The sequence below is a fragment of the Paenibacillus sp. JNUCC 35 genome (assembly GCF_058269095.1).
The window spans coordinates 3,564,061-3,588,243 of the sequence record NZ_CM177771.1 but is presented as its reverse complement, the minus strand read 5'-3'; the positions used below and the strand labels follow the sequence as shown (position 1 = coordinate 3,588,243).

General features: G+C 52.8%; 18 protein-coding genes. 11 read left to right on the top strand and 7 right to left on the bottom strand.

Annotated features, from left to right (window positions below; translation table 11 throughout):
* Positions 1–108: 108 nt before the first annotated feature.
* The gene (locus AC2TF6_RS16205; protein ID WP_491307631.1) at positions 109–2,847 is read right to left on the bottom strand and encodes a PAS domain S-box protein; all 2,739 of its coding nucleotides are present in this window, start codon (positions 2,845–2,847) and stop codon (positions 109–111) included.
* Positions 2,848–3,100: 253 nt separating this feature from the next.
* Between AC2TF6_RS16205 and AC2TF6_RS16200 the strand changes: the two genes are divergently transcribed.
* From AC2TF6_RS16200 to AC2TF6_RS16190, 3 genes are all read left to right on the top strand, one after another.
* Entirely contained in the window at positions 3,101–3,715 is a 615-nt protein-coding gene (locus tag AC2TF6_RS16200) for an undecaprenyl-diphosphatase (protein WP_491307630.1), read from the top strand.
* Positions 3,716–4,448: 733 nt separating this feature from the next.
* Positions 4,449–5,153: a response regulator transcription factor gene (locus tag AC2TF6_RS16195; RefSeq protein WP_491307629.1), complete on the top strand. Its 705-nt coding sequence runs from the start codon at positions 4,449–4,451 to the stop codon at positions 5,151–5,153.
* Positions 5,150–6,517 carry a HAMP domain-containing sensor histidine kinase gene (locus AC2TF6_RS16190; RefSeq protein ID WP_491307628.1) on the top strand — a complete coding sequence of 456 codons (1,368 nt, stop codon included), beginning with the start codon at positions 5,150–5,152 and terminating at the stop codon, positions 6,515–6,517. Before AC2TF6_RS16195 ends, AC2TF6_RS16190 begins: the two co-directional genes overlap by 4 nt.
* A gap of 41 nt (positions 6,518–6,558) precedes the next feature.
* On the opposite strand, the gene AC2TF6_RS16185 is transcribed toward AC2TF6_RS16190, so the two are convergent.
* Positions 6,559–7,278 (bottom strand): O-methyltransferase, encoded by a 720-nt coding sequence (locus AC2TF6_RS16185; RefSeq protein WP_491307627.1) that lies wholly within the window; start codon positions 7,276–7,278, stop codon positions 6,559–6,561.
* A 118-nt stretch (positions 7,279–7,396) separates the two neighbouring features.
* Between AC2TF6_RS16185 and AC2TF6_RS16180 the strand changes: the two genes are divergently transcribed.
* Positions 7,397–8,302, top strand: a complete 906-nt coding sequence (locus AC2TF6_RS16180) for a LysR substrate-binding domain-containing protein (protein WP_369996072.1) — start codon at positions 7,397–7,399, stop codon at positions 8,300–8,302.
* A gap of 89 nt (positions 8,303–8,391) precedes the next feature.
* Here AC2TF6_RS16180 and AC2TF6_RS16175 read toward each other — a convergent pair whose 3' ends face one another.
* On the bottom strand, positions 8,392–8,976 hold the full coding sequence (locus AC2TF6_RS16175) for an SMI1/KNR4 family protein (protein ID WP_491307626.1): 585 nt from the start codon (positions 8,974–8,976) through the stop codon (positions 8,392–8,394).
* A 218-nt stretch (positions 8,977–9,194) separates the two neighbouring features.
* Here AC2TF6_RS16175 and AC2TF6_RS16170 point away from each other — a divergent pair, with 218 nt between their 5' ends.
* A complete protein-coding gene (locus tag AC2TF6_RS16170; protein WP_491307625.1) occupies positions 9,195–9,614 on the top strand; it encodes an HD domain-containing protein in 420 nt (139 codons plus the stop codon).
* Between the two features lie 108 nt (positions 9,615–9,722).
* Here the strand turns inward: AC2TF6_RS16170 and AC2TF6_RS16165 are convergent, their stop codons facing one another.
* Complete coding sequence (locus tag AC2TF6_RS16165; RefSeq protein ID WP_491307624.1) at positions 9,723–11,468, bottom strand: sensor histidine kinase; 1,746 nt, start codon at positions 11,466–11,468, stop codon at positions 9,723–9,725.
* Between the two features lie 318 nt (positions 11,469–11,786).
* Between AC2TF6_RS16165 and AC2TF6_RS16160 the strand changes: the two genes are divergently transcribed.
* From AC2TF6_RS16160 to AC2TF6_RS16135, 6 genes are all read left to right on the top strand, one after another.
* Positions 11,787–13,412, top strand: a complete 1,626-nt coding sequence (locus tag AC2TF6_RS16160) for an extracellular solute-binding protein (RefSeq protein ID WP_491307623.1) — start codon at positions 11,787–11,789, stop codon at positions 13,410–13,412.
* 110 nt (positions 13,413–13,522) lie between these two features.
* Positions 13,523–14,428 (top strand): ABC transporter permease, encoded by a 906-nt coding sequence (locus AC2TF6_RS16155; RefSeq protein WP_491307622.1) that lies wholly within the window; start codon positions 13,523–13,525, stop codon positions 14,426–14,428.
* Positions 14,429–14,458: 30 nt separating this feature from the next.
* Positions 14,459–15,325 (top strand): carbohydrate ABC transporter permease, encoded by an 867-nt coding sequence (locus tag AC2TF6_RS16150; protein WP_317953929.1) that lies wholly within the window; start codon positions 14,459–14,461, stop codon positions 15,323–15,325.
* A 36-nt stretch (positions 15,326–15,361) separates the two neighbouring features.
* The gene (locus tag AC2TF6_RS16145) at positions 15,362–17,092 is read left to right on the top strand and encodes a histidine kinase (protein ID WP_491307621.1); all 1,731 of its coding nucleotides are present in this window, start codon (positions 15,362–15,364) and stop codon (positions 17,090–17,092) included.
* Between the two features lie 13 nt (positions 17,093–17,105).
* Positions 17,106–18,782, top strand: coding sequence for a response regulator transcription factor (locus tag AC2TF6_RS16140; RefSeq protein WP_491307620.1), 1,677 nt, complete (start codon positions 17,106–17,108; stop codon positions 18,780–18,782).
* A gap of 113 nt (positions 18,783–18,895) precedes the next feature.
* Positions 18,896–20,173, top strand: a complete 1,278-nt coding sequence (locus AC2TF6_RS16135) for a Gfo/Idh/MocA family protein (RefSeq protein WP_491307619.1) — start codon at positions 18,896–18,898, stop codon at positions 20,171–20,173.
* Between the two features lie 111 nt (positions 20,174–20,284).
* Here the strand turns inward: AC2TF6_RS16135 and AC2TF6_RS16130 are convergent, their stop codons facing one another.
* Genes AC2TF6_RS16130 through AC2TF6_RS16120 form a run of 3 tightly spaced genes read right to left on the bottom strand, consistent with a single transcriptional unit; the run spans position 20,285 to position 24,064 of the window.
* A complete protein-coding gene (locus AC2TF6_RS16130) occupies positions 20,285–21,409 on the bottom strand; it encodes a Ger(x)C family spore germination protein (protein ID WP_491307618.1) in 1,125 nt (374 codons plus the stop codon).
* Positions 21,406–22,509, bottom strand: coding sequence for a GerAB/ArcD/ProY family transporter (locus tag AC2TF6_RS16125; RefSeq protein WP_491307617.1), 1,104 nt, complete (start codon positions 22,507–22,509; stop codon positions 21,406–21,408). Before AC2TF6_RS16125 ends, AC2TF6_RS16130 begins: the two co-directional genes overlap by 4 nt.
* Positions 22,490–24,064, bottom strand: a complete 1,575-nt coding sequence (locus AC2TF6_RS16120; RefSeq protein WP_491307616.1) for a spore germination protein — start codon at positions 24,062–24,064, stop codon at positions 22,490–22,492. The genes AC2TF6_RS16125 and AC2TF6_RS16120 overlap by 20 nt, the downstream gene beginning before the upstream one ends.
* Positions 24,065–24,183: the final 119 nt, after the last annotated feature.

The following is a 24,183-nucleotide window of genomic DNA, read 5'->3' as shown; positions in this document are numbered from 1 at the left end:
TCAACAGGACCGTTTGGTCCATGTGTGAGATGTGTATTCATGCCAGGTGTAAAAGGCAATCACAAAAAAACACCTCCGCCGAGGCGAAGATGTTCAAGATTTGGAGGATCAGGTTTGGTCCTGCTTGCGGTGAGGCGACCATATCTTCAGGACGCGTTCAACTTCCGGCGCAAACACCGGCTTGCTTATAAAATCGTTCATCCCGGAAGCGAGGCACATCTGCATATCTTCTTTCTGGGCAAAAGCGGTCACCGCCACGATCGCCGGGCGCGAGGCGTCTCCTTTCAACCGGCGGATGGCCGCGGTCGTTTCGAAGCCGTCCATTTTCGGCATCTGAAGGTCCATAAACACCATATCGTAGGTGTCGGAGAGGACCGCCTGCAGCGCTTCCGCGCCGTTCTCCGCATAGTCCGCTTCGTATCCGAGTTTTTTGAGCAGGGTAATCAGCAGCAGGCGGTTTACGGGGTTATCGTCCGCAACGAGCAGTTTCATCGGACCGAACTCGGGCGGAGGAAGGGCGCCGCTTTCTCTGCCGCTTACAAGCGATGACGCCGGTGCCGGTTTGCTGCGCTGCGTTTTTTCCGGAGCGGAGTACGGGGCAGGCGATTCACCGGGCAGCTCGAAGGGCAGCACGAAATGGAACGTGGAACCAACGTTAACCTGACTGTCGACGCCGATCGCTCCGCCCAGGAGCTCCACCAGCTTCTTGCAGATGGCAAGCCCGAGCCCCGTGCCGCCGTATTTGCGGTTAATGGTCGGGTGGAGCTGCGAGAAGGACTGGAACAACTGGCTCTGCTTGTCGGCAGGAATTCCAATGCCCGTATCCCGGACGAAAAATTGCAGCACGGCATCGCTGCGTCCGGGCATTTTGTCGAGCTTGGCTGAGAGGGAAACATGGCCGTCCTTCTCCGTAAACTTGATCGCATTCCCGACCAGATTTACGATAATCTGCCGCAAAATGCCCTCGTCTCCGATCAGTGTCGAAGGAATGCCGCCGTCCAATTCGTACGTCAAACGGATGCCGCGCTCCGCGGCTTTCGGATGAAACAGCTCCACGACATGGTCCAATACGGAGCGGACATCGAAAGGCTCGTGATTAACCACCATTTTACCGGCTTCGATTTTGCTGAAATCGAGGATCTCGTTCAAAATCCGCAACAGAGCGTAGCTGCTCTGCAAAATAATGTCGGCATAGCTCTGCTGTTCCTCGGACAGCTCCGTTTCCGCCAGCAGATCCGCCATCCCGATAATTCCGTTCATCGGCGTCCGGATTTCATGACTCATGATGGCCAGAAACTCGGACTTGGCCTGATCGGCTTTTTCCGCGGATTCTTTAGCCCGTATGATTTCCTTCTCGCCCGTAATATCTTTGAAGACGACGACGGCGCCCCGCAGCTCCCCGTTATCGATGAGCGGCGTCACGTGATAGTCGGCGAGGAAACTGGAGCCGTCCTTGCGCCAGAACACGGCTTCCTTGTTATGGTAGGAGCGGCCCTCCCGGATGGCGCGGTAAATAACCTGTTCATCCTCGGACTGTTGGGCGGGGGTGCCGAACGTATTTTGCAGCATCCCCAGATACGGCTTGCCGATGAGTTCCTCGGGGACGAATCCGAGCATTTCCGCCCCGGCCGGATTAATAAACATCGCGTTGCCCGTGGAGTCCACCCCGAATATACCTTCCGTCACCGAGTTGAGAATCAGCGTATATTCGCTGCTAAGCTTCTCGATCTGGGCGAGATATCTTTGACGTTCCGTAATATCGATCGTGATGCCGTAGACACCGACGACTTCGTTATCGACGATGATCGGAATATTCGTCGAATTGATTTCGACGGGGTGCCCGTCTTTATGGGTAAGGGTCAAGTCGTAGCTTTGGGGAAAGCCCTGCTTGGCCAGTTCGAAGTGGTGAAGCGTTTTGGGCAGGTCTTTAGGAGCGACGATCGGCCCCCAATACATCCCGATCAGCTCTTCCAGCGTGAAGCCGGTAATTTTCTGCAGATTCTTGTTCGCGGTCAAGTAATCGCCGTCGAGGTTCATGGAATACACCGCGGCAGGGTTGTGATCGAATAACGATTTATAGCGCTGTTCGCTTTCTTGAAGCTGCTGGTCCGCTTTTTTGCGCCCGGTAATGTCGCGGGATATGGAAATGATCTCATCCAGATTCCCGTCTTTATCGTATGTGTAGCGGGTAGTCGATTCCAGCCAGACGTAATCGCCGTTTTTGCAGCGCAACCGGAACGTTACCTTGTCGCCCTCCGTATTCCGGTTCTGTTCCAGAAATAAAACGACTCTATCCAGGTCATCGGGATGAATAAAAGGAAGAGCCCCCTGCCCGACCATTTCTTCAGGTTCATAGCCGAAAATGGTTCGGCAGATGGGAGAGGAATAAGTCATGGTCGCCAGCTCGTCCGGCTCGTGCCTGGAGATCCAGTCCAGCGAAGCTTCCGTTATGAGACGGTGTTTGCGTTCGCTGTCGAGAAGCTGCTCTTCCCGCATCTTATTGGCCGTCAGATCAACGGCCTGAACCAGAAGAGCGGCAGATTTCGCGGATTCCGCAGGAAGCGGGGAGAGGCCGACGGCAGCCCAGACGATCCCGCCGTTTTTGCGCACATATCTTTTCTCGAAGTGGGAAAGGGAAGGATCATCAGAGGACAGCGCGATATCTTCCGGGTAAGTGATCCGCCTGTCGGAGAGTTTCGCCAGCTCGTCTTCCGTATACCCGAGCATGCGGCAAAAGGAGGGGTTGACCCGTAACCAGCGGTCTTCCGCCAGCGAATAAACGCCCATGGCAAATGGCGCGTTCTCGTAGGCTATTTCAAACAACCATTTATCGTCAAAGGGTTTCATGCCAACAGTCTCCTCAGGCTAAGTATTGCCAGTTCAGTATACCTCATTTTTACAGGGCTCCGAAAGGGACTTGTCCCAATAAACCTGCTTTTGGTATTCAGCTCCTTTTAGCTCGGTGCTCTTCAAGTCACTTCTTCACCACTCGTTACTCAGCTAATTTTAATCTTGCTCCCATGGGCTTATTATTTTCAGTTGATAGATTGAAGGGAGAAGACAGCAAAGAAATTGCTGGATCAGAAAGGCGGAATTTAAGATGTCTTTATCTACATGGGATTACACTCTTTTTCAAAACATTAATCAATTAGCGGGGATGGGAACGTTTCTGAATTCCGTTATGCGTTTTCTCGCTCAAGACGCGGAATATTTATTTTACCTGGGTATTTTATTTTATTGGTTCACACGAAGCCGGCGTAATCGTAAAATGTCCATTCTAGCGTTAGTTTCGGCTTGCGTAGGGCTTGGCGTAAGCGGAATCATCGGACAGGTGTTTTATCGGGACCGGCCTTTCGTAACCCATGAGGTTTATCAGCTTATCGGCCATGCCGCCAACGCTTCGTTTCCGAGCGATCATGCGACCGGAGCTTTCGTCATTGCGACGTCAATCTGGCTGTACCGCAAAAAGGAAGGAGCCGTATGGCTCCTGCTTGCCCTGGGTGTGGCGTTCTCCCGTGTTTGGACCGGTGTTCATTATCCCGGCGATGTACTTGCCGGAGCACTTCTCGGAACTGTCTCGGCTACCGCGGTATACTTGTCGGTTAAGCGCTGGGCCTCCGAAGACAAGTGGCTTGAAGCAGGAATTCGCGTCTACGAAAAACTGGAGGAACGGGTGTGGCCGAAGAAGACGCATCCTCAATATCCCACTGATTGATTTTGAACTCTATCCTTCTTAAGCCGGTCGCTCAACGGGGAATTCATCTCTTCCGCACAGTATTTATATATTTATAAATCGCTAGAGCCAGAGAAATCAGGCTCTTTTTCCGGCATGGGTCTCCTTCTTTTTTAGGAGCGATCTTGTTCTTCTCATTAAATTTTCATTTTAGTGAACTATACTGATCAGGTAACGGATGAACCCGGGAGGAACGGTTTGTGATTTTCAAAAAAATTTGGACCCCCGCCTTATGTTCAGTGTTTTTGTGCGGTTGGCAATGTAAGTCTGGCTCTTCTGATCCATGTTCAAAAGATTGCTGCCTTTGATGCGGCCATCATTTCGGGGATACAAGGTCTTGAGGCTCCGGAACTGACCGCTGTCATAAAGTTTTTTTACCGAAATCGGGGCGGGCCTTCCCATTGTCGTGCTCACAATCGTATCTTCATACCGATTCAGGAGAATCTGTTGGATTTTTTGGTCAGAGGGTGCTGGGTCGCTCTTTCCATCAGGTTGTACAGGCGTTACATAGAAAGGGTTTAGGGAATACTAGAAGGGGAGAAGTTCGGGTGGAAACAACCCGACGTGGAACAAGACGAACCCCTGGCGGTCCCTAGGAACATCCCCCTGCTCTACAGGGGGATGTTGTGCTGAGCAGGAATCGGCTCGGATTCAAACGAACCATAGTCGTAGGTGACCTATATTCGGACAAGAAAGCAGAGGGGAGGGGACGGCCATGAACGCGAACATTCTGATCGTGGAAGATGAAGATAAAATTGCCCGGCTTCTTGAAATGGAACTGGGTTATGAGGGATACGAGGTCGAGCGGGCTTCGACAGGAAGAGAAGGTTTGGTCAAGGCTCTGTCCGGAACCTGGAGCGTTATTCTGCTCGATATTATGCTGCCTGAGCTCAGCGGAGCAGAGGTGCTGCGGCGGCTCCGTCTGACGGACACCTCAACTCCGGTTATCCTGTTGACTGCCCGCGACGCGACACCGGATAAAGTAAGCGGGCTCGATCAAGGCGCCAATGATTATATTACGAAGCCGTTTGAGATCGAGGAAGTGCTAGCCCGGATCAGAGCCTGCATCCGCATCCGCAATTCTGCCACGGACACGAAACCGGCAGAATCCTTCCCTGTTCTGGCGATTGGAGATTTAACCGTCAGTCCGACGACACGGACTGTTAAACGCGGCGAGATCATTGTGGAGCTGACCCCTAAAGAATTCGAGCTGCTCGTTTATTTACTCGAAAACCGGAATCAGGTGCTCACACGGGATCAGATTATCAGCCACGTATGGGGATATGATTTTATGGGAGATACGAACGTGGTTGATGTGTATATCCGTTATCTCCGCAAAAAAATCGATTATCCGTTTGAAGGAGCGCTTATTCATACACATCGCGGAGTAGGGTATTCGATCAAGGAGAGCGGCAAATGAGTATCCAGAAGAAAATCGTTCTTCTAACGACCCTATGGTTGATCGGTATATTGCTGGCTGTGAACGTGACCGTCTACTTTGCTTTTCTGCGCATTACGACGCAGAACGAAAAAGATTTGTTTATGAACCGAGTCCATACTCTTCTGGAAAAGGCGGACCCTGCCGACCTAATATCGGGACAAAGTACCGAACTTCTGCAAAGCTACCTGCCGGATCAAGGGATGATTCGTCTTCTCGACAAGGTAGGAAAGGTGGTTCAAACCGTTCAGAACGATTCGGATCTTCTTCCTCTGAAGACTGAGACGGTTAAACATTCTGAAACCGAGGTGTATTACAGAGGGGAAAGCGCCGTTCTGCTGGTACGTGTCCCTATTCATTCGGGAAGTGACACGATCGGCTCGATCGAAATGGCGGAGAAGCTGGATTCGCTGGAAGACAACATCCGGATTTTGATTTCAATCCTTGCACTGTCGAGTCTGGGGGCGATAGGTTTGAGTCTCATCGGAGGCGTGTATTTGTCCCGCTGGATTCTGCGGCCCATTTCCGGGATGGTCCGAACGATGGAACAAATTGAGAAAAGCCTAGCCTTCCATCGAATACCGCTGGGTGAGGGCTCCAAAGATGAACTCGGCGCGATGGCGGCTACTTTTAACCGGATGATTGACCGGCTCGAGGAAAACTTCGTGCGCCAGCAGCAGTTCGTGTCCGATGCTTCCCATGAATTAAAGACCCCTTTAACCATAATTGAGGGATATGCCAATATGCTTCGCAGATGGGGGCTGAAAGATGAAGCGAAAGGGAAAGAAGCTGTGGAGTCTATCCATTCTGAGGCCGTCAGAATGAAGCAAATGACCCAGCAGCTTCTAGATTTAGCGTCGAGCGAACAGGAGCGTGTTTTAACGGTCCAGAACGTCGAGCTTGTTACGGTTTGTGAACAGACAGCCCACTTGCTGAGCAAGACTCACAGGCGGGAAATAGAGGTCATTTCCTCTTCCAAGGAAATTACAGCAGAAGTGGATGCGTCTACCATCAATCAACTGCTGCTTATTCTTCTGGACAATGCTATGAAATACAGCAAAGACAAGATCGAGCTGCATGTATCCGAGAAGACGGATCCGGTTTCCGGTAAGCATGGAGTCGAGATCAGGGTTAAGGATCATGGAATCGGAATCCCGCAAGAGGAACTATCCCGCGTATTCGAGCGTTTTTACCGGGTGGATTCCTCCCGGCATCGGAAGTCAGGCGGCACCGGACTCGGTCTTGCGATCGCTAAAAATATGATCCGGCATCACGGGGGAACCATTGATCTTGCCAGTGAAGTAAATGCCGGAACCGAAGTGATTGTCTTTATCCCCTCTCTTTAAAGAGAGGGGATTTTGTTTAGGATTGGCTGCCGGGGCCCTTTTTATGCCGTCACCAGCGCGAGGACAAACCCGTCGTAGCCTTTGCTGCCGACGGTTTGCAACGCGGTCGCGGTAACCCGCGGTTCGGCCGCGATCAGCTTGAGGAAGGTGCGGACCCCTTGAACGCGTGGGTCTGTGCTGTGCCGATTGGCGACTTTCCCGTCGCGGATGACGTTGTCCCCGATGATGAGACTGCCCGGGCGCGACAGCTTCAGCGCCCATTTGAAGTAATCGGGGTTGTTCGGTTTATCCGCGTCGATGAAGATGAGATCGAACGGCCCGGCCCCTTCCGCGTAAAGCTGCTCCAGCGACCCGAGCGCTTCGCCGACCCGCAGCTCCGCGAGATGGCTTACGCCCGCCTGGCTCAGATTTTGGCGGGCCGTCTCCGCATGATGAGGATCGTACTCGAGCGTGACGATTTTGCCGTCTTTGGGCAGCGCGCGAGCGAGCCAGATCGTGCTGTATCCGCCAAGCGTGCCGATTTCCAGGATGGAGCGGGCTCCTTGGATTTTAGCGAGGAGGTGGAGCAGCTTCCCTTGGTTGGGCGCCACGTCAATAGGCGGAAGGTCGGCTCTGGCGTTATTGGCGAGAACCTCCGTCATAACGGGATCGGCGGGGACAAGCCATTCGTTCAGGCAGGCATCCACATGCGACCATTTGCCGGACAGGTCCGCCCGGGCGGGTTCGTTACGGACTTCGGGGGATTCATTTGAAAGCGTCATAAGAGTAAAACTCCTTTCGTATGGGAATCTACCTCTACTGTATGCTGGATTGATACATAAATAAAATATATAATTATTATTAAAGTATAAATTTTAGTTAAGAAAAGGTGCGTGCGAAATGAATCTTCACGCTCTGCGGATTTTTTACGAAACGGCCAAATCGGGGAGCATAACGGGGGCGGCCGAGGCGCTTCGGATTTCCCAGCCCGCTGTCACTTCCCAGATCAAACGGTTCGAAAAGGAAATCGGGATGCGGCTTTTCGCTGCCCGGGGAAGAGGAATTTCCTTAACCGATGCCGGACGGAAGCTGCTGGAATATGCAAGAAAGCTGTTTGCCCTGGAAGAGGAAATGGAAGCTTTTATCGACGGGTATACCTCGGGAAGAAACGGTGCGATTCGCCTCGTATCCACCTATCTGCCGGCCAATTTCTTGCTTCCGGCCTGGGTCGCCAAATTCAAACGGGACCATGAAGAAGTAGATTTCGTCATCACCACGACCAATTCCCGGGGCGCTTTCGACAGCCTGCTCAATTACGAAGCCGAAATTGCCGTTTACGGCGGAGCGGGCGAAAGGCAGCCCGGCATCCATTGGGAGGAGCTTTTCGAGGACGAATTGTGGTTCGTCGTGCCCGCCCGTCACAAATATGCCAATGAGCACATCACCCTGGCCGAGATGGTGAAGGAGCCGTTCATTATGAGGGAAGAGGGAAGCTCGACGCGGGAGTGGCTTTTTTCCTTATGCAGGGTGCATAACGTGAGTCCTCCCCAGATTGCCCTGCAGTTCAACGGCTTGAATGAGACGATCAGCGCGGTGATGGCCGGGTACGGGACGAACTTTATTTCCTCGCTGGTCGTCCGGGATCATGTGGAGCGCGGGGAATTGGCCCGGGTATATGTGAAGGACATCCGGTTAAAAAATATCATCGCGGTATGTACGCGTACAGATGAGGTTCTGTCGCCCCCGGCGGAGCGGTTCATTCAAATGATTAAAGCCAGCGTAGGAGCGGGACAAGCCCTGCCTTGAAACAAACGAAACGGAGTGTTCGAGCTCAGGCTCCGCACTCCGTTTTAATTTTTTGCCGACTGTAGAGCCGACCGGCCCGGTCTCGCGTTTTAATAATCGATTTCTTCCCATTCTTCGAGGTTCCTGTTGGAAATATCCAGCAGCTCCGTAAAGCTGTCCGCCGCATAGTAAATGAAGTCCGGGTCATGCACAAATGCGATCACTTGTCCCGCCTTGCCCTGCTCGGAAGGGTCGAAATCCAGCATCAGATACAGGCTGCCTCCGGCGAGCTGCGCAATGGGAAGCCATTTTCGGTTGCTGTAGTAAGGCCGGATCCGTTTATCGAGCCGTGCGATTTCGTCTTCCTCGAAATGCTCGCTGAGCAGGATGTCCTCGCTGCAGAAATAAGCTTTCAGTTCGTCGATTTCCTCCAGAGAAAGCAGATAAAAAGGGGAAACGGCCCCTTCATCGTAAGAAGGATACAAAATATGGAAATGATAGCCGCTGCCGTTTTTGTGCCGGTAAAATTCCTTGAAATCGTCGGGCAGGGTCAGGCCGTATTTCCTTTCCAGGACAGCAAACTGTTCTTCTCCTGCGCCTTCAAGCTTGAGGTAGGTTTCGTACTCTTCTTGACGGTCTTCTCCCACTTTGAAGGGAAGCAGCTGCTCCAATCTGTCGATGTGACGCTTGATCATTCCGGTTCCTCCTGTAACGGCATGAATAAAAGGTTCATTCACAGTATACAGGAAGGATAAGGAAGAGGTAAAACGCGTGAAACAGGCGCCACACCATGAAGCCTTACAAACGGGCTTGCAGCGCACTGGCCTCCAGTCGTAAGTGGGTGCCCGTGTGATTAAGGGACGGGCGTGGTATAATTTGGGTTACATCACAGGTTCAGGGAGGAGGCGAAAAAATGAGCACCTTGGAAAAAGCGATTATTGTAGCCGCCCGGGCCCATTCCGGACAAACCGACAAAGCCGGCCAGCCGTATATTCTGCACCCGCTCCGGGTTATGCAGAGCGTCCGGACAACCGATGCGCGCATCGTGGCTGTCCTCCATGACGTTCTGGAGGATTCGGAGATAAGCGCCGAAGATTTACGGCGGGAAGGATTCTCGCCGGACATCGTTGAAGCGGTGACCGCTTTGAGTCGGGAGCCGGGCGAGGATTACCTGGACTTCGTCCGGAGGGCGAAGAAAAATCCCCTTGCCCGAGAGGTCAAACTGGCCGATGTTCACGATAACATGGACATGACCCGCATCAAGGAACCGACCTCCAAAGACCGCGAAAGAATGCGCAAGTACGAAGCCGCCCTTCACGAATTGAACCGTTAAGCGAAAAAACTCGGCCTGCAGGAAGCAGGCCGAGTTTCTTTTTGGCGGAACGGCGGAGCTTGCGGCACGGGATACGGCCGTCCAATCCGTATCTTCCGTTCTTCCGGATTAGGAATAAATCGGCAGAATCACGGTGAATTGGATCGTGTTCGCTCCGGAAATTTCAGCGGAGACCGTTCCTTTGTACCGCTGAACAAGCTGATTTACGATGGCCAGACCGAGACCTTTGTGGACGCCGTCTTTTTTCGTGGAGTAACCGCTTGTAAACATGGCTTGCAGATCCTTCTCGGACAAGCTTTTGCTGATATGGTTGGACAGCTTGAAGATCAGTTGGTTCTCTTCCGTATAGCCGAGAAGATGCACGTTTCGTTGCTCCACGTTCATTCCGCTCACTTCGTCGAAAGCGTTGTCGATCAAATTACCTAAAATTTTCACGAGATCGACGGATTTCAGTCCGGAAATGCTTGTGAGATCGTCCGCCAAGTCCAGCTCGTAAGTAAAGTTTATTTTTCTCAATTGCGACTGCGTAATCTTGGAACTGATCAGGGAAGCGAGGGCCGGATGCCCGACATGGACGATGCTGTTGACGAGTCTGGTTTCTTCCACAAGCTCGTGGATATATTTCTTGGTCTCGTCGAACTTTTTCAACTGGACCATACAGCTGATCGTGGTCAGATGGTTGGTAAAATCGTGATTCTGTCCTTTGATCGCGACCATCAGACTGTTCATTTCATCCGTATAATTCTCTTGGATCGTCTGGGCGACGGCGTCTTTCGTCCGGTTAACCCCTTTGTAAATAAAGTAGACCATGATCAGGCTGGCAATCGAAACCGAAACGATGACGAGGAAGAAATTCAGCAGCTGTTTGTTCAAGGAGTTGTGAATATACTCCATGTCGTTGACCAGGCCGATTACGTAAGGGAACTGAACGCGTTCGCTCTTAACCGGATAAAAAATTTTCAACACGTTTTTGTCGTTGATTTTCGTAGGGAAGAAGATCGGCTTATCGAGTTTAACGGCCTGCTCGATCAGGGAGACGTCCTCCGGCGACCTGTTGTTGTACTGGCCGAACAAAATTTTGCGTTCGGAGTACCGGATGTTTTTGGACCCGTTCGTTATGGTATAAAAACTGGGATCGTCATCCGGCTTGGAGAAGGTGCGCGGATTGAATCCGGTAATTTCGAGCAGGCTTTTGTTGTTCTTTAACGTCTCCGCAACGATAAACTCCGAGCCGTCGTTCTGATCGAACTGCTCGATGAGAGAGCTGTTCATCGTCGGATTAATGATATAGTCGGTCGTTCCGTCGTAATAGAAGCCGAATTTGTTTCTTTTTGAACCGGGATTGGAGGCGGAGCCCGATATTTTACCCGCCCAGAAGCTCTGAAGCGTGGTGCCTTCGGATACGGTAACCGTTTCCAGTCTGAACAGCTGTTCGAGCGCTGTCCGGTAATTACCCCAATATTTCGCATTCAGGTTAATTTCCTTGGGATCCGAGGAACGGACGCTGACGATCTCATCCCCGATTTGGGCGAATAAGGTGAGATTGCTTACGTTATACTTGACTCTTAGCTCCGCCAGCATGCTGTTGTCGATATCCCGGTAACGGGGAGGCAGAGCGGCTTTGACGCCGAGGGCCACTTGCCTTAACGAATCGGACAAGAGTTTATCCCGGGTTTGAGACGAATACTCCACGTGGTCAATGCTTAACTGGATTTGCTGGGAAAGAGAAAACAGCTCCGTTTCCATGTTCGCCGTTAGGGATTTCTTCGTGGAATAATAAAAGACGCTGTCATTGATGAGCAAAATGGCCAGAATAACAGCTAAAAACAGGGCGGATAATCGTTTTATAGACATTTTCTAGTTCCCTTCGACCGCATAGTTCCTTCATCATTCTAAGTTATTCGACCCCGTTCTACAATATCAAAAACTGGGTGAGTTCACACAAGATAGGAACGGGGAGCAAAGCCGTTAAGAAGCGGAGATCCGAGGCTTAATGCGGCATGGTCCGGCGTTCCCGGCGCTTTATTGAACAAAGGTCAGTCAAGAGGTGTATACGAATGTAAATAGGAGTATATGGAAGCACGGCACCCCGTTTCTTATACTTAAGCTACGCAAGGAACGAGAGGCCGGTCATAGCGGCCCGCACAGGAACAATACCCAGGAGGGATTGCATTGAGCAGAAAAAACAGACATAAAGGGCTGCTGCCGGCCGCTGTCATTGCCGCGATGTTAACGGTTACAGCATGCAGCGGCACGGCGCCCGAAGAGGCGAAAACGCCGGAAACGGGCGGAGTCATGGAAGTATCCACGGTCCGGGCAAGCGATCCGTATCTGAAATTCGATCCGGGCGAAACCTTCGACAACAATGCGGTTTACGCGGCGTACGAGAAAGAAACCGGGGTTAAAATCATCAACAAATGGGTGGCGGACGGAAGCCAGTTCGCGGAAAAGCTGAAAATGTCTATCGCTTCCAACGAGATTCCGGACTTCTTTCCCGTCGATGCCGCTCAGCTTCAGCAGCTTATCGAAGCGGACATGATCCTGGATCTGACACCCGTATACGACAAGGTCGCCACCGAAAACACAAAGAAAATGATGACCATGGACGGCGGCCTTCAGATGAAGTCGGCCACGTTCGACGGCAAGCTGATGGCGATTCCCTCGACATCCAATCCTTATTACGCCCAGTTCTTGTGGGTGCGGACGGACTGGCTGAAGAAATTGAACCTGCCCGAGCCGAAAACGATGGAGGACGTTGCCAAAATCGCGGAGGCTTTTAAAACGAAGGACCCCGGAGGAACGGGAAAAGCTTACGGCCTGGCCTTCAACAAAAATCTGTTCGACGGCGCCCTTGGTGTCACGGGTTTCCTGAACGGATATCACGCTTACACGAACCAGTGGCTGGATGACGGAACCGGCAAGCTCCAGTTCGGGGATGTTCAGCCGCAGATGAAAGACGCGCTGCGAGGTCTTCAAGATCTGTACAAGAAAGGCCTGATCGATCCGGAGTTTGCGGTCAAGGATGCGACTAAAGCTTCCGAAATGCTGTATAACGACAGCATCGGCATGGTCTTCGGGGCGGAATGGATGCCGGCCCAACTGGCGAGCGGAGCGGTCAAGGACGGCAAAGTCGTGCAGGAGTGGGGCGTGTTCCCGCTTCCATCCTCGGACGGCAAACCCGCCAAGTCCCAGATCGGGCTGGGCGTGGATAAGTACTACGTCGTGTCCAAGAAAGCGAAACATCCGGAGGCGGTCATCAAGCTGCTGAACCACTGGATCGTCGTGAACAACAGCCAGAGCGAAGAGAGCAAGGTGTATGAGTTCGGCAAAGACAAAGTGGAAAAATCGAGCAACTACTGGCTGCTGAACCCGATCTTCGTCAATAACCAGACGAACAATAACGGGGAAGTGCTTCCCGATGCGATCGCGAACAAAGACGAAAGCAAGCTGCAGACGAAAGATCAGAAGACCCGCTACGGACGCGCCATGAAATACGTCAACGGAGATACGAGCCTCTGGTGGGAGTACTTGATTTCGGGACCCCATGGCGCCGTCTCGCTGTATCCGGAAATGAAGAAGAACAACCAGTTCGAACAGAACAAGTTTTACGGAGCGCCGACACCGACCATGGTGGAAAAAGGAGCGATTTTGAACAAAAAGCGGGATGAAGTGTTCGTCAAAATCATCATGAATCAGGTGCCGGCCGATGAATTCGACAAATTCGTTGCGGATTGGAAAAGCATGGGCGGCAACGAGATCACGAAAGAAGTCAATGACTGGTACAACAAGAACAAATAGGGCGGCTGCCGCCCGTACGGGTGAGTTCAGTCAAAATCCTTCAAGGGGGATCGGAAAGGATGCGATCCCTCTTTTTCTATCTACATGAAGCTGATAAGGCAGGTGAGGGTATGCATACGAGGTTTCGGACTTGGAGGCGGGAGTGGCCTCTTCATCTGATGGTAGTGCCGGGTCTGATTATCGTGATTATATTCAGTTATATCCCGATGGCGGGAATTATGATGGCTTTTCAGAAATTCATCCCGTCCAAAGGGCTGTTCGGTTCACCTTTCGTGGGATTGAAAAATTTCCGTTTCCTGATGGAATACCCGGATATCGGACAAATTTTTTTCAACACCCTGTTTATTGCGACGATGAAAATAGCGGCGGGTTTAATCGTGCCCATTACGATCGCCATTCTTCTCAATGAACTGAGCAGGCAGTGGATCAAACGGACGTTTCAGACGCTCGTCTATCTGCCGCATTTTATGTCCTGGGTGCTGCTGAGCGGCATTCTGGTCGACGTGCTTTCGCCGTCGTCGGGGATCGTCAACCAGCTTCTCGGCGTCTTCGGGATGCAGCCCGTTTTTTTTCTCGGAGATAACGCCTGGTTTCCTTATGTGATGGTCGTGTCGGACGTATGGAAGGAGTTCGGTTTCGGCACCATCGTGTATCTGGCTGCCCTTACCGGGATCAATCCGTCGCTGTATGAGGCTGCGGAGATGGATGGAGCGGGCCGGTGGAAACAGACCCTCTACATCACGCTTCCGGGAATGATGCCGATTATCGTGCTCATGCTTACGCTGAACATCGGCAACGTGCTCAATGCCGGGTTCGACCAGATTTTCAATCTGTACAGCCCTCAAGTTTATGAAAGCGCGGACATTATCGACACGTTCGTCTTCCGCATGGGGGTGCAGCAGTCGCAGTTCGGTTTCGCTACGGCGGTCGGACTTCTGAAGTCGATCGTTTCTTTCGTTCTGATTTCGGTATCGTACCTGCTTGCTTACCGTTTCGCCAATTACCGGATCTTCTGAGGAGGGATTGCCTTGCGCCACCACTTGACCATGGGCAGGAGACTGTTTCTGATCGGCAACGTCGTGTTCCTGGCCCTGATTTCTTTCGCGTGCCTCATGCCCATTATTCACATCCTGGCCATCTCGCTCAGTTCGGGAGCGGCGGCCTCCGCCGGGAAGGTTCTGCTGTGGCCCGTCGACTTTACGACGGCCGCCTACGATAACGTGTTCGGCAAGCCGGAATACTTGCGGGCGTTCTGGATATCGGTTCAGCGGGTCGTGCTGGGTACGGCGATCAGCATGTTTCTGACGATCCTCACGGCGTATCCGCTGTCGAAGGACCCTCGCGTATTCCGCATGCGCACCTTTTACGTCTGGGTCTTCGTCTTTACGATCTTGTTCAGCGGAGGGCTTATTCCGTGGTACATGACGATCAAAACGCTCGGCCTGATCGATACGGTCTGGGCGCTGGTTCTTCCGGGTGCGCTGCCCGTATTTAATGTGATTCTCCTGCTGAACTTTTACCGGAGTCTGCCGAAGGAACTCGAGGAATCGGCCCGGATTGACGGCGCCGGCCATTTTGCGACCTTGTGGAAGATTTATGCTCCGCTTTCTCTTCCCGCACTGGCGACGACGGGCTTATTCACGGTGGTCGGCCACTGGAACAGCTGGTTTGACGGTATGATTCTCATGAACCATCCCGATAAATATCCGCTGCAGACCTTCCTGCAGACCATTATCATCAACATGGATTTCCGGTTTATCAAAGCGCAGGACGCCGAACTGCTGGTTAAATTGTCGGACCGCACCAGCAAAGCCGCCCAGATATTCGTCGCCGCTTTCCCCGTTCTTCTGGTGTATCCGTTCCTTCAGCGTTTTTTCATTAAAGGAATTGTGATGGGGAGTGTCAAAGAATAACGGGACGGGCATTCGAGCGTAAGGGGAGCGGTATTCATGAAACTCAATCTCAGCTTGCAGGACTCCTCCATTTTCAAAAAAATTATGGCGGTATTTATGGCCGCCCTGCTTCCGATCATGGCCATTACCTGGCTGATTAACGAAAAGGGGTCGGAGAGCATCCGCCAGGAAAGGTCCCAGTCCATCCTGAATACGACCCGGTATTATCTGGATTCGCTGGACAAGGAAGCGGACCGGATCAACCGGTTTCTGCCGAATTACGTCACGGACAGCGATTTGCAGGAAATCGCGGCCATGGGTAATGAATTGTCGGATTACGACCGTTCCGAGAAAATACTCGGTATTCAGAAGCGCCTGAATCTGACCAAGGATTCCAGCGCGTTTATTCAGGAAGTGAAAGCCTATGTGCCGCTTATTCAGCGGACGCTGCTCAGCGTCAAGTACGATACCTTCGTGGATTTGAAGGAATATGAAGCACTCCAGCTGCGGAATAAGCGGGCCGACGAGCCGTTTATTTTCTGGGACGACCGGTTGTTCCTGAGCATGCAGGTGCCGTCGAATTCGACCCGGGAGCCGTTGTACGTCATCGGCGTCGAGCTGTCGACGGCCAAGATCAGGCAGTCGCTGGCGCAGATCAGCGGCTCCTTCGGCGGGGAAACCCTGCTGATCAACACGGATCGCGGGTGGAATTTTCAGAGCGGGAATGACCCGCGGCTGCTGACGGCGGCGAAAGCTTTTATCGGGGAGAAAAGCGCGGAAGGGAACAAACAGGGCTACGAGACGATTACCGTAGGCAGCGACCGGTATTTGGCGGTCTACAACTACTCGGCCCTGTGGAACTCGTATTCGGTCAGCTGCATTCCCGAAAAAACGCTGCTCGGCCCCATCCAGACTTATCGCGTATGGTTCAGGTGGGCGTGCGTTCTGGCGGTTGCGGTGGTCCTGTTCTTCTCGTTCTTCCTGTTCCGGCTGATTTACCGGCCGCTGTTAAAGCTGGTGCAGTCGTTCAGACGCGTCCAGCAAAACCGGCTGGAGCTTATTCCGGTCGACCGGGGCAACGACGAATTCGGGTATTTGTACCATGCGTTTAATCAGACGATCCATTCGCTGCGGGAGCTGATCGAGCAAAATTACGAGCAGCAAATCCGCAGTCAGCGTTCGGAGCTGAAACGGCTGCAGTCCCAGATTAATCCGCACTTTTTGTATAACTGCTTCTTCGTCCTGTGCCGCCTGATTAAATCGGAGCATAAGGAGAAAGCGTACCAGTTCTGCTTGTACATCGGGGATTATTTTCATTTTATTACCCGGAACGACGAGGATGAAATTCCGCTTTCGCTAGAAATCAACCATTCGCGTACCTACGTGGATATGCAAAAAGTGTGCTACGGAGACCGCATTGAAGCGGTGTTCGAGGTTGAGGAGTTTGACACGCGCGTTCCCCGGCTTATCCTGCAGCCGATTATAGAGAACGCTTACAAACACGCGCTCGGAAGCACGCCCGGCGCCGGGTTTCTCCGGATCTGGAGCAGGATGGACGCCACAGGCATTACCATCTATGTGGAAGACAACGGTACGACATTGACGGACGAAGAACTCGGCAAACTCCGCAGACGTCTTGCGGACGGAAATCACGAGCTTGAAGAGACGACCGGTCTCGTGAACGTTCACCGGAGAATCCAGCTCCGCTACGGGCAGGGCTACGGGATCACGGTGGACAGATCGGAATTGGGCGGCCTGAAAGCAGGCATTCACATCGGAAACAGCTAGAGGAGGAGACCGAATGTACCGATTGCTGATTGTAGACGATATCCCGATTATCGTGGAGGGTCTGAAGGATCTTTTCGAAGAAACTACACAGCTTTCCCTGGAAATTCATACCGCGTATTCCGGAGAAGAGGCGCTGGGAGTATTGCGGAACAAGCGGATCGACCTTGTCATTTCGGATATTAAAATGCCCGGGCTGGAGGGTATCGGTCTGCTCCGGGAAATTAAAACGAATTGGCCTTCGTGCAAAGTGATCTTTCTGACCGGCTATAACGATTTTCAATATGTGCAGAGTGCGGTTAAATACGGCGGCTTCGATTATCTGCTGAAAATTGAAAGCGACGAGAAAATCATTGCCACCGTTACGCGAGCGATCGACAAGCTCGATGAAGAAAAAGCGCGTGAAGAGATGATTGAGCGCGCGGAGGAAAGCATGAAGCGGGCGCTCCCTTCTCTCCAAAAAGAGTATGTGAGCAGTCTGCTTCAGGGAAAAAGGCCGGCCGGGGAGCAGCTTGACCGGCATTTCCGGGAGATCGGCATTCCGCTTCAAGGGGAAGAGCCGGTTTTGCTGCTTCTGGGAAGAGTGGACGTGTGGCGAGAAATGCTGACGCCTCCGGATAAAGCGCTCTTCGTGTATGCCGTACAAAATATCGCGGAAGAGATTTTGTCGCCGGGTGCACGCGTGTACACCTATGTTTACGACCAGGTGAAAGTCGCCTGGTTTATTCAGCCGGCGGAATCATCGTGTCCTGACACGGACGTCTCCGGGGACAGCTGGGACAGTACGCGGCGTTTCGTGGGAAATGCTCTTGAAACGATCCAGCGGGCCTGCAAAAATCTGCTGAAGCTGCCGGTTTCTTTTGTGGTGGGCAAAAATCCGGTTCCCTGGGACGATATTTCCGACAAATTCCATGAGCTGAAATATACCTTTTTGTTCGGAGCGGGCCTCGGAAATGAAATCATTTTAACGGAACCCGCGTCGGATAATCAAGGGGAAACCGGCCACGCGCAGAAGCGGAGCGAGTTTTTTACGGCCGCCCGCGTGCAGCTGCTCGGGAAATGCCTGGAGAACGGGCACCGCTGCGAATTTTTTAACGTGTACAAGGAGATCAGCGATCTATGGGAAAGTGACGAATGGCCGTTTGAACGGAAAAGAGAAGTGTATCATTCGCTTTCCGCTGTTTTTTTGGCGTATGTGAACAAAAATGACGAACTGAGGGCGTACCTGAACAGCAGCCACGATTTGTCGACGTTGTTCCACTGTGAAGCGGATACGACCGTGGCCGCGCTCAAAGCTTATTTTTTGCAGACGGCGGAGCTCATATTCGATTGGAACGGCGAGCAGGCGGCTCATTTTCCCGACGAGCTTGTCCAGCGGGTTCATACTTACATAGCGGCCAATCTCGCGAAAGATATCTCGCTGAATGCCATTGCCGACCACGTCGGCCTTAATCCCTCGTACCTGTCGCGGCTTTATAAACAAATGACGGGGATCGGATTGTCCGATTACATTAACGATTACCGGAATTTGAAGGCCAAGGAGCTGCTGCTCGGCAGTCCGATGAGGGTAGGGGAAATCGCCTCTATGCTGGGCTACAATTCGGCTCTGGCTTTTATCCGGTTTTTCAAAAAGCATAACGAATCTACTCCACAGGAATACCGGAGCCGGCGGGCAAGCGGCGACAGCGGCTGATCGGCAGGCACCCACGTCAACAGAAGTATATGAAAGTAACCAACGATCTCTTTAGGCCGAAGTCTCTCTCTTGTACAATCGGAACATAAGCCGAAGCAAGAGGAGGAAGTAGAGTGGCAGCATTAACAGCGGTACTGCTCGGTGCCGGAAGCAGGGGACGTTACATTTATGGACCGTACGCGGAGAAATATCCCCACGAGCTCAACATTATATCCGTAGCGGAGCCCGATGAAGGCAGACGGAAACTCATCTCGCGGATACACGGAATCAAGCCCGACTATGTATATTCGTCATGGGAGCAAGCATTCGAGCGGGGAAAAATCGCCGACATTATGATTATCAGCACGCTGGACCGGATGCATTTCGTGCCGGCTATGAAGGCGCTGGAGCTCGGTTATCACGTTCTGCTGGAAAAACCGATGTCGCCTAAGCTGGAAGAGTGCGTGCAACTGGTCGAGGCGGCCAAAGCCCATGACCGGCTTCTCGTCGTCAGCCACGTTCTGAGGTACTCCCTGTTCTGGGCGGGAATCAAACAGCACCTGGATGCCGGAGAACTCGGTGATATCGCGTCCGTCCAGCTGACCGAAAATGTGGGCTACGCCCATATGACTCACAGCTATGTGCGGGGCAACTGGCGCCGTGCGGAAGAAACCAGTCCCATGATTTTGGCCAAATCGTGCCACGATCTGGACATTATTTCGTGGCTCATGGGCGGGGAGTGCAAGAGCGTCAGTTCATTCGGCTCCTTGTTTCATTTCAAGAAGGAGAACGCCCCCGCGGGATCGACCGACAGATGCATCGAAGGCTGCGAGGTTGAAAAAGAATGCCCGTTCTCCGCGCTCAAGCTCTACATTCAGCCGCCGGATCATCCGTGGGCGCGTTACATGACACACGACCTGTCCCAGGAAGGCATCGTGAAGGCGTTGAAGGAAGGACCGTTCGGACGCTGCGTGTACCGCTGCGATAACGATGTCGTGGATCACCAGGTCGTGAACCTGGAGTTTGCCGGTGGAGCGACCGCGGCCTTCACGATGTCCGGTTTTACCCAGGGCGGCGGCAGACGGGTCCAGATCATGGGGACCCGCGGCGAGATCCTGGGCGATATGGACACAGGCTCGTATACCCTTCACCGTTTCGCTACCGGAGAAGCGGTCGAGGTCCGCTGCAACATCGCCGGGGACGGGCACGGGGGAGGAGACGAGCGCATGGTCGCCTCTTTCCTGAAGGACGTCCGGAAATACGGCCGCGCCCCTGCCGCAAGCCGGACATCCGCCTCCGCTTCGCTGCAGAGCCACCTGATGGCGTTCGGCGCGGAAGAATCGCGGTTGAACGGCGGCAAGAGTGTGAGCCTGGCCGATTTTCAGCAGGCTTCCATGGCCGGAATCGTGTAGAGGCGAGGCCCGGTTCAGCCGCTTGAAGCGGCACGACCTCATGAAGAAACCAGGAACTCTTCCTAGAGTTTCCTGGTTTTTTATTACGGTTAATCGTGCAAAACATTTCCCCTAGAACGTAATGCCCTTACGCTCGATTTTCAGCCGGATGTCCGGCTCGAACTGCACTTCCTTGTAGTCTTCCTCCCAGTTCATCTTCTTCCAGGCTTCCGGATGAAAAGCCATCAGCCTCAGCGCTATACCGTATCCGTCGTGATTGGCTTCCTGCATTTTGCGTGTAACGGCTTTGGCCCGGGCAGTCAGCAGTCTGGAAAGTGCTGCATCCAGTTTCTGAATCGTCTCTTTTTTGTTCAGCCGGTCAAGCGGGTATTCGATAACCGCGGCATTGATTTTCAACCGGATCTTGACTCTGACTCCGCCGCTCTCCGTCAGCTCCACTTTCATTTTCTGCGAGTACTTATGGAGGTCGACTGTAATGTAGCGGTCCGCTTTTGTCTCGTGCTCTTCCTCCTCCCCAATGTTCACGGGAAGAGTGAGGCGCGCCGTTTTTCCCTTTTGTCCCTTGAGAAGCAGATAAATGGGAGATTCTTCCGAGGAGAGGGTGGCCGTCATTACATTGTTGTGAAACAGCGCTACACCTTGAACAACGGGCTTTTTGTTGTGAATCGACACATAGGGGAGGGCAAAGTCCTGTCCAGGCTTGACAGGGCCGATCGACTGGAAATTGACCCGCGGGATGACGGTACCTTCCTCCATGTTTTCGAGCAGTGCATCCAGAAAGCGTCCGAGGAGTTTCGTTCCGACCTTTTTCAAGTCGATCAAACCTTCCGCTGTTCCGTTGACTACCGCAAGGCGGGCGTTCAACGGGCTTTTGGGATCGCGGTAATACACATCCATGTAAGGCATAATATTTTGGGCGCGCGCCCACTCTTCGCCGAGCAGAAGCACAAGCAGCTTGGACGGGGAATAATTCCCCGATATTTCATGATCGAAAAATCCGCGGGCCTGCTGAGTCGTATTGCTCGTTACCGTGTGTATTTCGTTGGTTTCGTTTCGCCCCCCTTCAATACTGGATACGTCCGGAAAGGCGACGGTAGCTTTAAGCTTACCGTTTTCTCCCTTGTCGAATCCCCCGATATGTATGATACGGGAGTTTTTGAGAAGCTGCTGATCCCAGCATCCACTGAGCAGAAGAAGAGTCACCAGGCTTGCCGCGGTTTTGGAAAATCGGTTCATTCTACGAGCCGCCTCCCTCCCTCGCGAATATGCAAAGCAAGCGAAATCAGAAGTAAAAGGAGGGGAACGAAGCCCAGGAAAAAATAGCTCGACAGCGATACGATTTTGCCCAAAGTTTTCATCACAGCCTGGTCATGAATCAGCAGCGCAATCGCCAAGAACGCGACGGCCGTAAACAGAACAGGCTTGCGGTGGCTGCTCATGCCGAACAAATGGGAGATACCCGTCGAAGCCATATACAGACTAGCCATAATGGACGTCGCGACCACGACGATCCAGGCGGAGAGGAAATACAGGTCGGGACGTTCGATGATCGTGAACGTCAGCGCTTTAACCATATACAGAACCGGATGGGGCAGCAGGCCAAGCTCGGAAGGGCTGAATACGACGATACTCGTAAAGACGAGAAACGTGTACAACAGGGTCGAGAAAGCGTTGGCCGCGGATGCCGCAGCCAGCTTCCGCCGGGGTGTCCCTTCCACGAACGGATAGCAAAAAAGAATCCATTCATAGCCGGTCAGCGTATTTATCGCTTCGTGCGCCCCCCGTACAACCGGGAGAAATCCGGCCTGCCCGATCGGGAAAATATACAGCAGATTGGAATGCGTATAAGCATACACGGATATAAAGATCATGACGAGAATCACGATGCTGACCAGCAGAAAGAACCGGGCGATGATCTGCAGATTTTCCTGGGTCAGATAAATGCAGGCGAGCACCATGAGACCGGTAATGAGCCATTCCGGCGTTTCGGGAAAGACCCAATCGCGGATCACTTCGTAAAAAAACATCAGAATGAGACTGCTCTGGACGGTAAAATAAACGATATACAGGACCTGAAGGAACGCTGCGGCCGCTTTGCCTGTCAAACGGGGCATAAAGTCATACAGAGTAGCCGAGGGAAAGCGTTTGTTCAGGGCCCACATCATCAGAATAATCAGTTGGCTGAACAAACCGGCGAGCAGGACCGACATCCACGCGTCGCCTTTGGCAAACGCCTGTACTCGGGAAGGCATGAAAAGCACTTGGACGCCGATCTGGGTCTGGAGAACGAGAAAAAGCATCTGCTTCGGACTTATTTTATTCGAATTGTGTGTCATTCTCCTGCAGCTCCTTTGAATCCGCGTTGTCCTTCTTCACCGAAGGTTTTGCCATGTTGACGCGGTTGTCTTTTTTCCATAGCGGGAACCGGAAAAGGGTGTCTTTCCAGTCCTTCAGGCGGAAAGGAGCCGCCGGGGCCAGGTACGGAGTGCCGAACGACTCCAGCTTGCACAGATGGATCAGGATGAAAATCAGGCTGAAGACGATTCCGAGAAAGCCGAGCAAAGCCGCCGGAATCATAACGGCAAATCGGAGCAGCCGCACGGATGCGCTCATCTCGTGAGAAGGGACGATAAAGGAAGAAATGGCGGTGAGAGCGACGACGATAATCATCGGATACGATACGAGTCCGACCCGCACGACCGCGTCCCCGATCACAAGACCTCCTACGATGCCGATCGTCTGTCCGATCGGTCCCGGCAGGCGAATTCCCGCCTCCCTCAGCAGCTCCAGCGTCAGCTCCATGAACATGGCCTCCAGAAGCGGCGGATAAGGCACTATCTCCACGCTTCCTTTAATTTGGAACAAGAGCTCGGCCGGAATCACCTCGTAATGAAACGTAATGACCGCGATATAAAAAGCGGGCAGCGTAATCGCAATGACGAAGCTCAGCAGCCGGATGAACCGGATGAACGAGCCGGCAAGCGTGCGGCTGTAATAATCGTCCGGGGACTGATAGAACGAAAAAAACGTCACCGGCATGACCAGCGCACTGGGCGTCCCGGCGGACATCAGGACAGCTCTGCCTTCGAGCAGGTTGGCGGCGGCCCTGTCCGGACGCTCTGTCGTCAGAATCTGGGGGAAAGGAGACAGCGTCCGGTCTTCGATATATTCCTCCATCAGGTCAGTTGACAGTGTGTTGGCACCCGCGATAGTACGGAGGCGTTTGTCGATTTCCAGAATGAGCTCCGGCTTGGCGACATGGTTCAGATAAGCCAAGGCGACCTCGGTGCGGCTTTCTTTTCCGAGCGTATACCGGCGAATGACCAGATGGCGGTTTTTGATCTGTTTGCGGATCAGATGCAGATTGACGGTCAAATTTTCGACAAAACCTTCATGGGAGCCGCGGACTGTTTTTTCGTTCTCAGGCTCTTCCGTTGTCCGCTTGACTTCCGCATTGACCGTAATCGTATAGCACTCCGTGCTGCCTTCCTTGAAAAGAACGGCCTGCCCCTGCAGCAGAGTATCGGCGGCTTCGTCCAGCGAAGTTTGCGCGTAAACCCTGGGAGCGGTGAACACATCGGCCAGATTTTCTTCCTCCGACTCCACCAGAGGTTTCAGAATAAAGCTCCGGATTTTAACCTCATCGCACATCGGATCAAGATAACAGACCAGCAGAGCCTGATTTTGATACGTAAGCGAGAGCTTCACTAAATCATCGGTATGAAACAGCACCTGATCGAGGTACCGTTCATTTTCCGCAAGGGAGGATTTGATGGTGACGGTATCCGCCGTTTCTTGTGCCGGAGCTGGAACTGGAGCTGGAGTCGGAGCCGGAGCCGGAGCCGGAGCATTTTTTTTGTTCATATGGAATAAGTGTCTGAATAGCTTCACGCGTGTGCCTCCCTCCTTCTCGCAAACTTGTCTGTAGATTGCCCCAAACATGTCACTTTATACCAATAAAGCGCAGCACGGCCGAAGAGTCACACCATTCCTGAGCTCGCCGCGCAGCT

Bases quoted from the DNA above. Each gene is read 5' to 3' on its own strand.
- AC2TF6_RS16205 (WP_491307631.1), bottom strand. From the start codon at position 2,847: ATGAAACCCTTTGACGATAAATGGTTGTTTGAAATAGCCTACGAGAAC.
- AC2TF6_RS16200 (WP_491307630.1), top strand. From the start codon at position 3,101: ATGTCTTTATCTACATGGGATTACACTCTTTTTCAAAACATTAATCAA.
- AC2TF6_RS16195 (WP_491307629.1), top strand. From the start codon at position 4,449: ATGAACGCGAACATTCTGATCGTGGAAGATGAAGATAAAATTGCCCGG.
- AC2TF6_RS16190 (WP_491307628.1), top strand. From the start codon at position 5,150: ATGAGTATCCAGAAGAAAATCGTTCTTCTAACGACCCTATGGTTGATC.
- AC2TF6_RS16185 (WP_491307627.1), bottom strand. From the start codon at position 7,278: ATGACGCTTTCAAATGAATCCCCCGAAGTCCGTAACGAACCCGCCCGG.
- AC2TF6_RS16180 (WP_369996072.1), top strand. From the start codon at position 7,397: ATGAATCTTCACGCTCTGCGGATTTTTTACGAAACGGCCAAATCGGGG.
- AC2TF6_RS16175 (WP_491307626.1), bottom strand. From the start codon at position 8,976: ATGATCAAGCGTCACATCGACAGATTGGAGCAGCTGCTTCCCTTCAAA.
- AC2TF6_RS16170 (WP_491307625.1), top strand. From the start codon at position 9,195: ATGAGCACCTTGGAAAAAGCGATTATTGTAGCCGCCCGGGCCCATTCC.
- AC2TF6_RS16165 (WP_491307624.1), bottom strand. From the start codon at position 11,468: ATGTCTATAAAACGATTATCCGCCCTGTTTTTAGCTGTTATTCTGGCC.
- AC2TF6_RS16155 (WP_491307622.1), top strand. From the start codon at position 13,523: ATGCATACGAGGTTTCGGACTTGGAGGCGGGAGTGGCCTCTTCATCTG.
- AC2TF6_RS16150 (WP_317953929.1), top strand. From the start codon at position 14,459: ATGGGCAGGAGACTGTTTCTGATCGGCAACGTCGTGTTCCTGGCCCTG.
- AC2TF6_RS16145 (WP_491307621.1), top strand. From the start codon at position 15,362: ATGAAACTCAATCTCAGCTTGCAGGACTCCTCCATTTTCAAAAAAATT.
- AC2TF6_RS16140 (WP_491307620.1), top strand. From the start codon at position 17,106: ATGTACCGATTGCTGATTGTAGACGATATCCCGATTATCGTGGAGGGT.
- AC2TF6_RS16130 (WP_491307618.1), bottom strand. From the start codon at position 21,409: ATGAACCGATTTTCCAAAACCGCGGCAAGCCTGGTGACTCTTCTTCTG.
- AC2TF6_RS16125 (WP_491307617.1), bottom strand. From the start codon at position 22,509: ATGACACACAATTCGAATAAAATAAGTCCGAAGCAGATGCTTTTTCTC.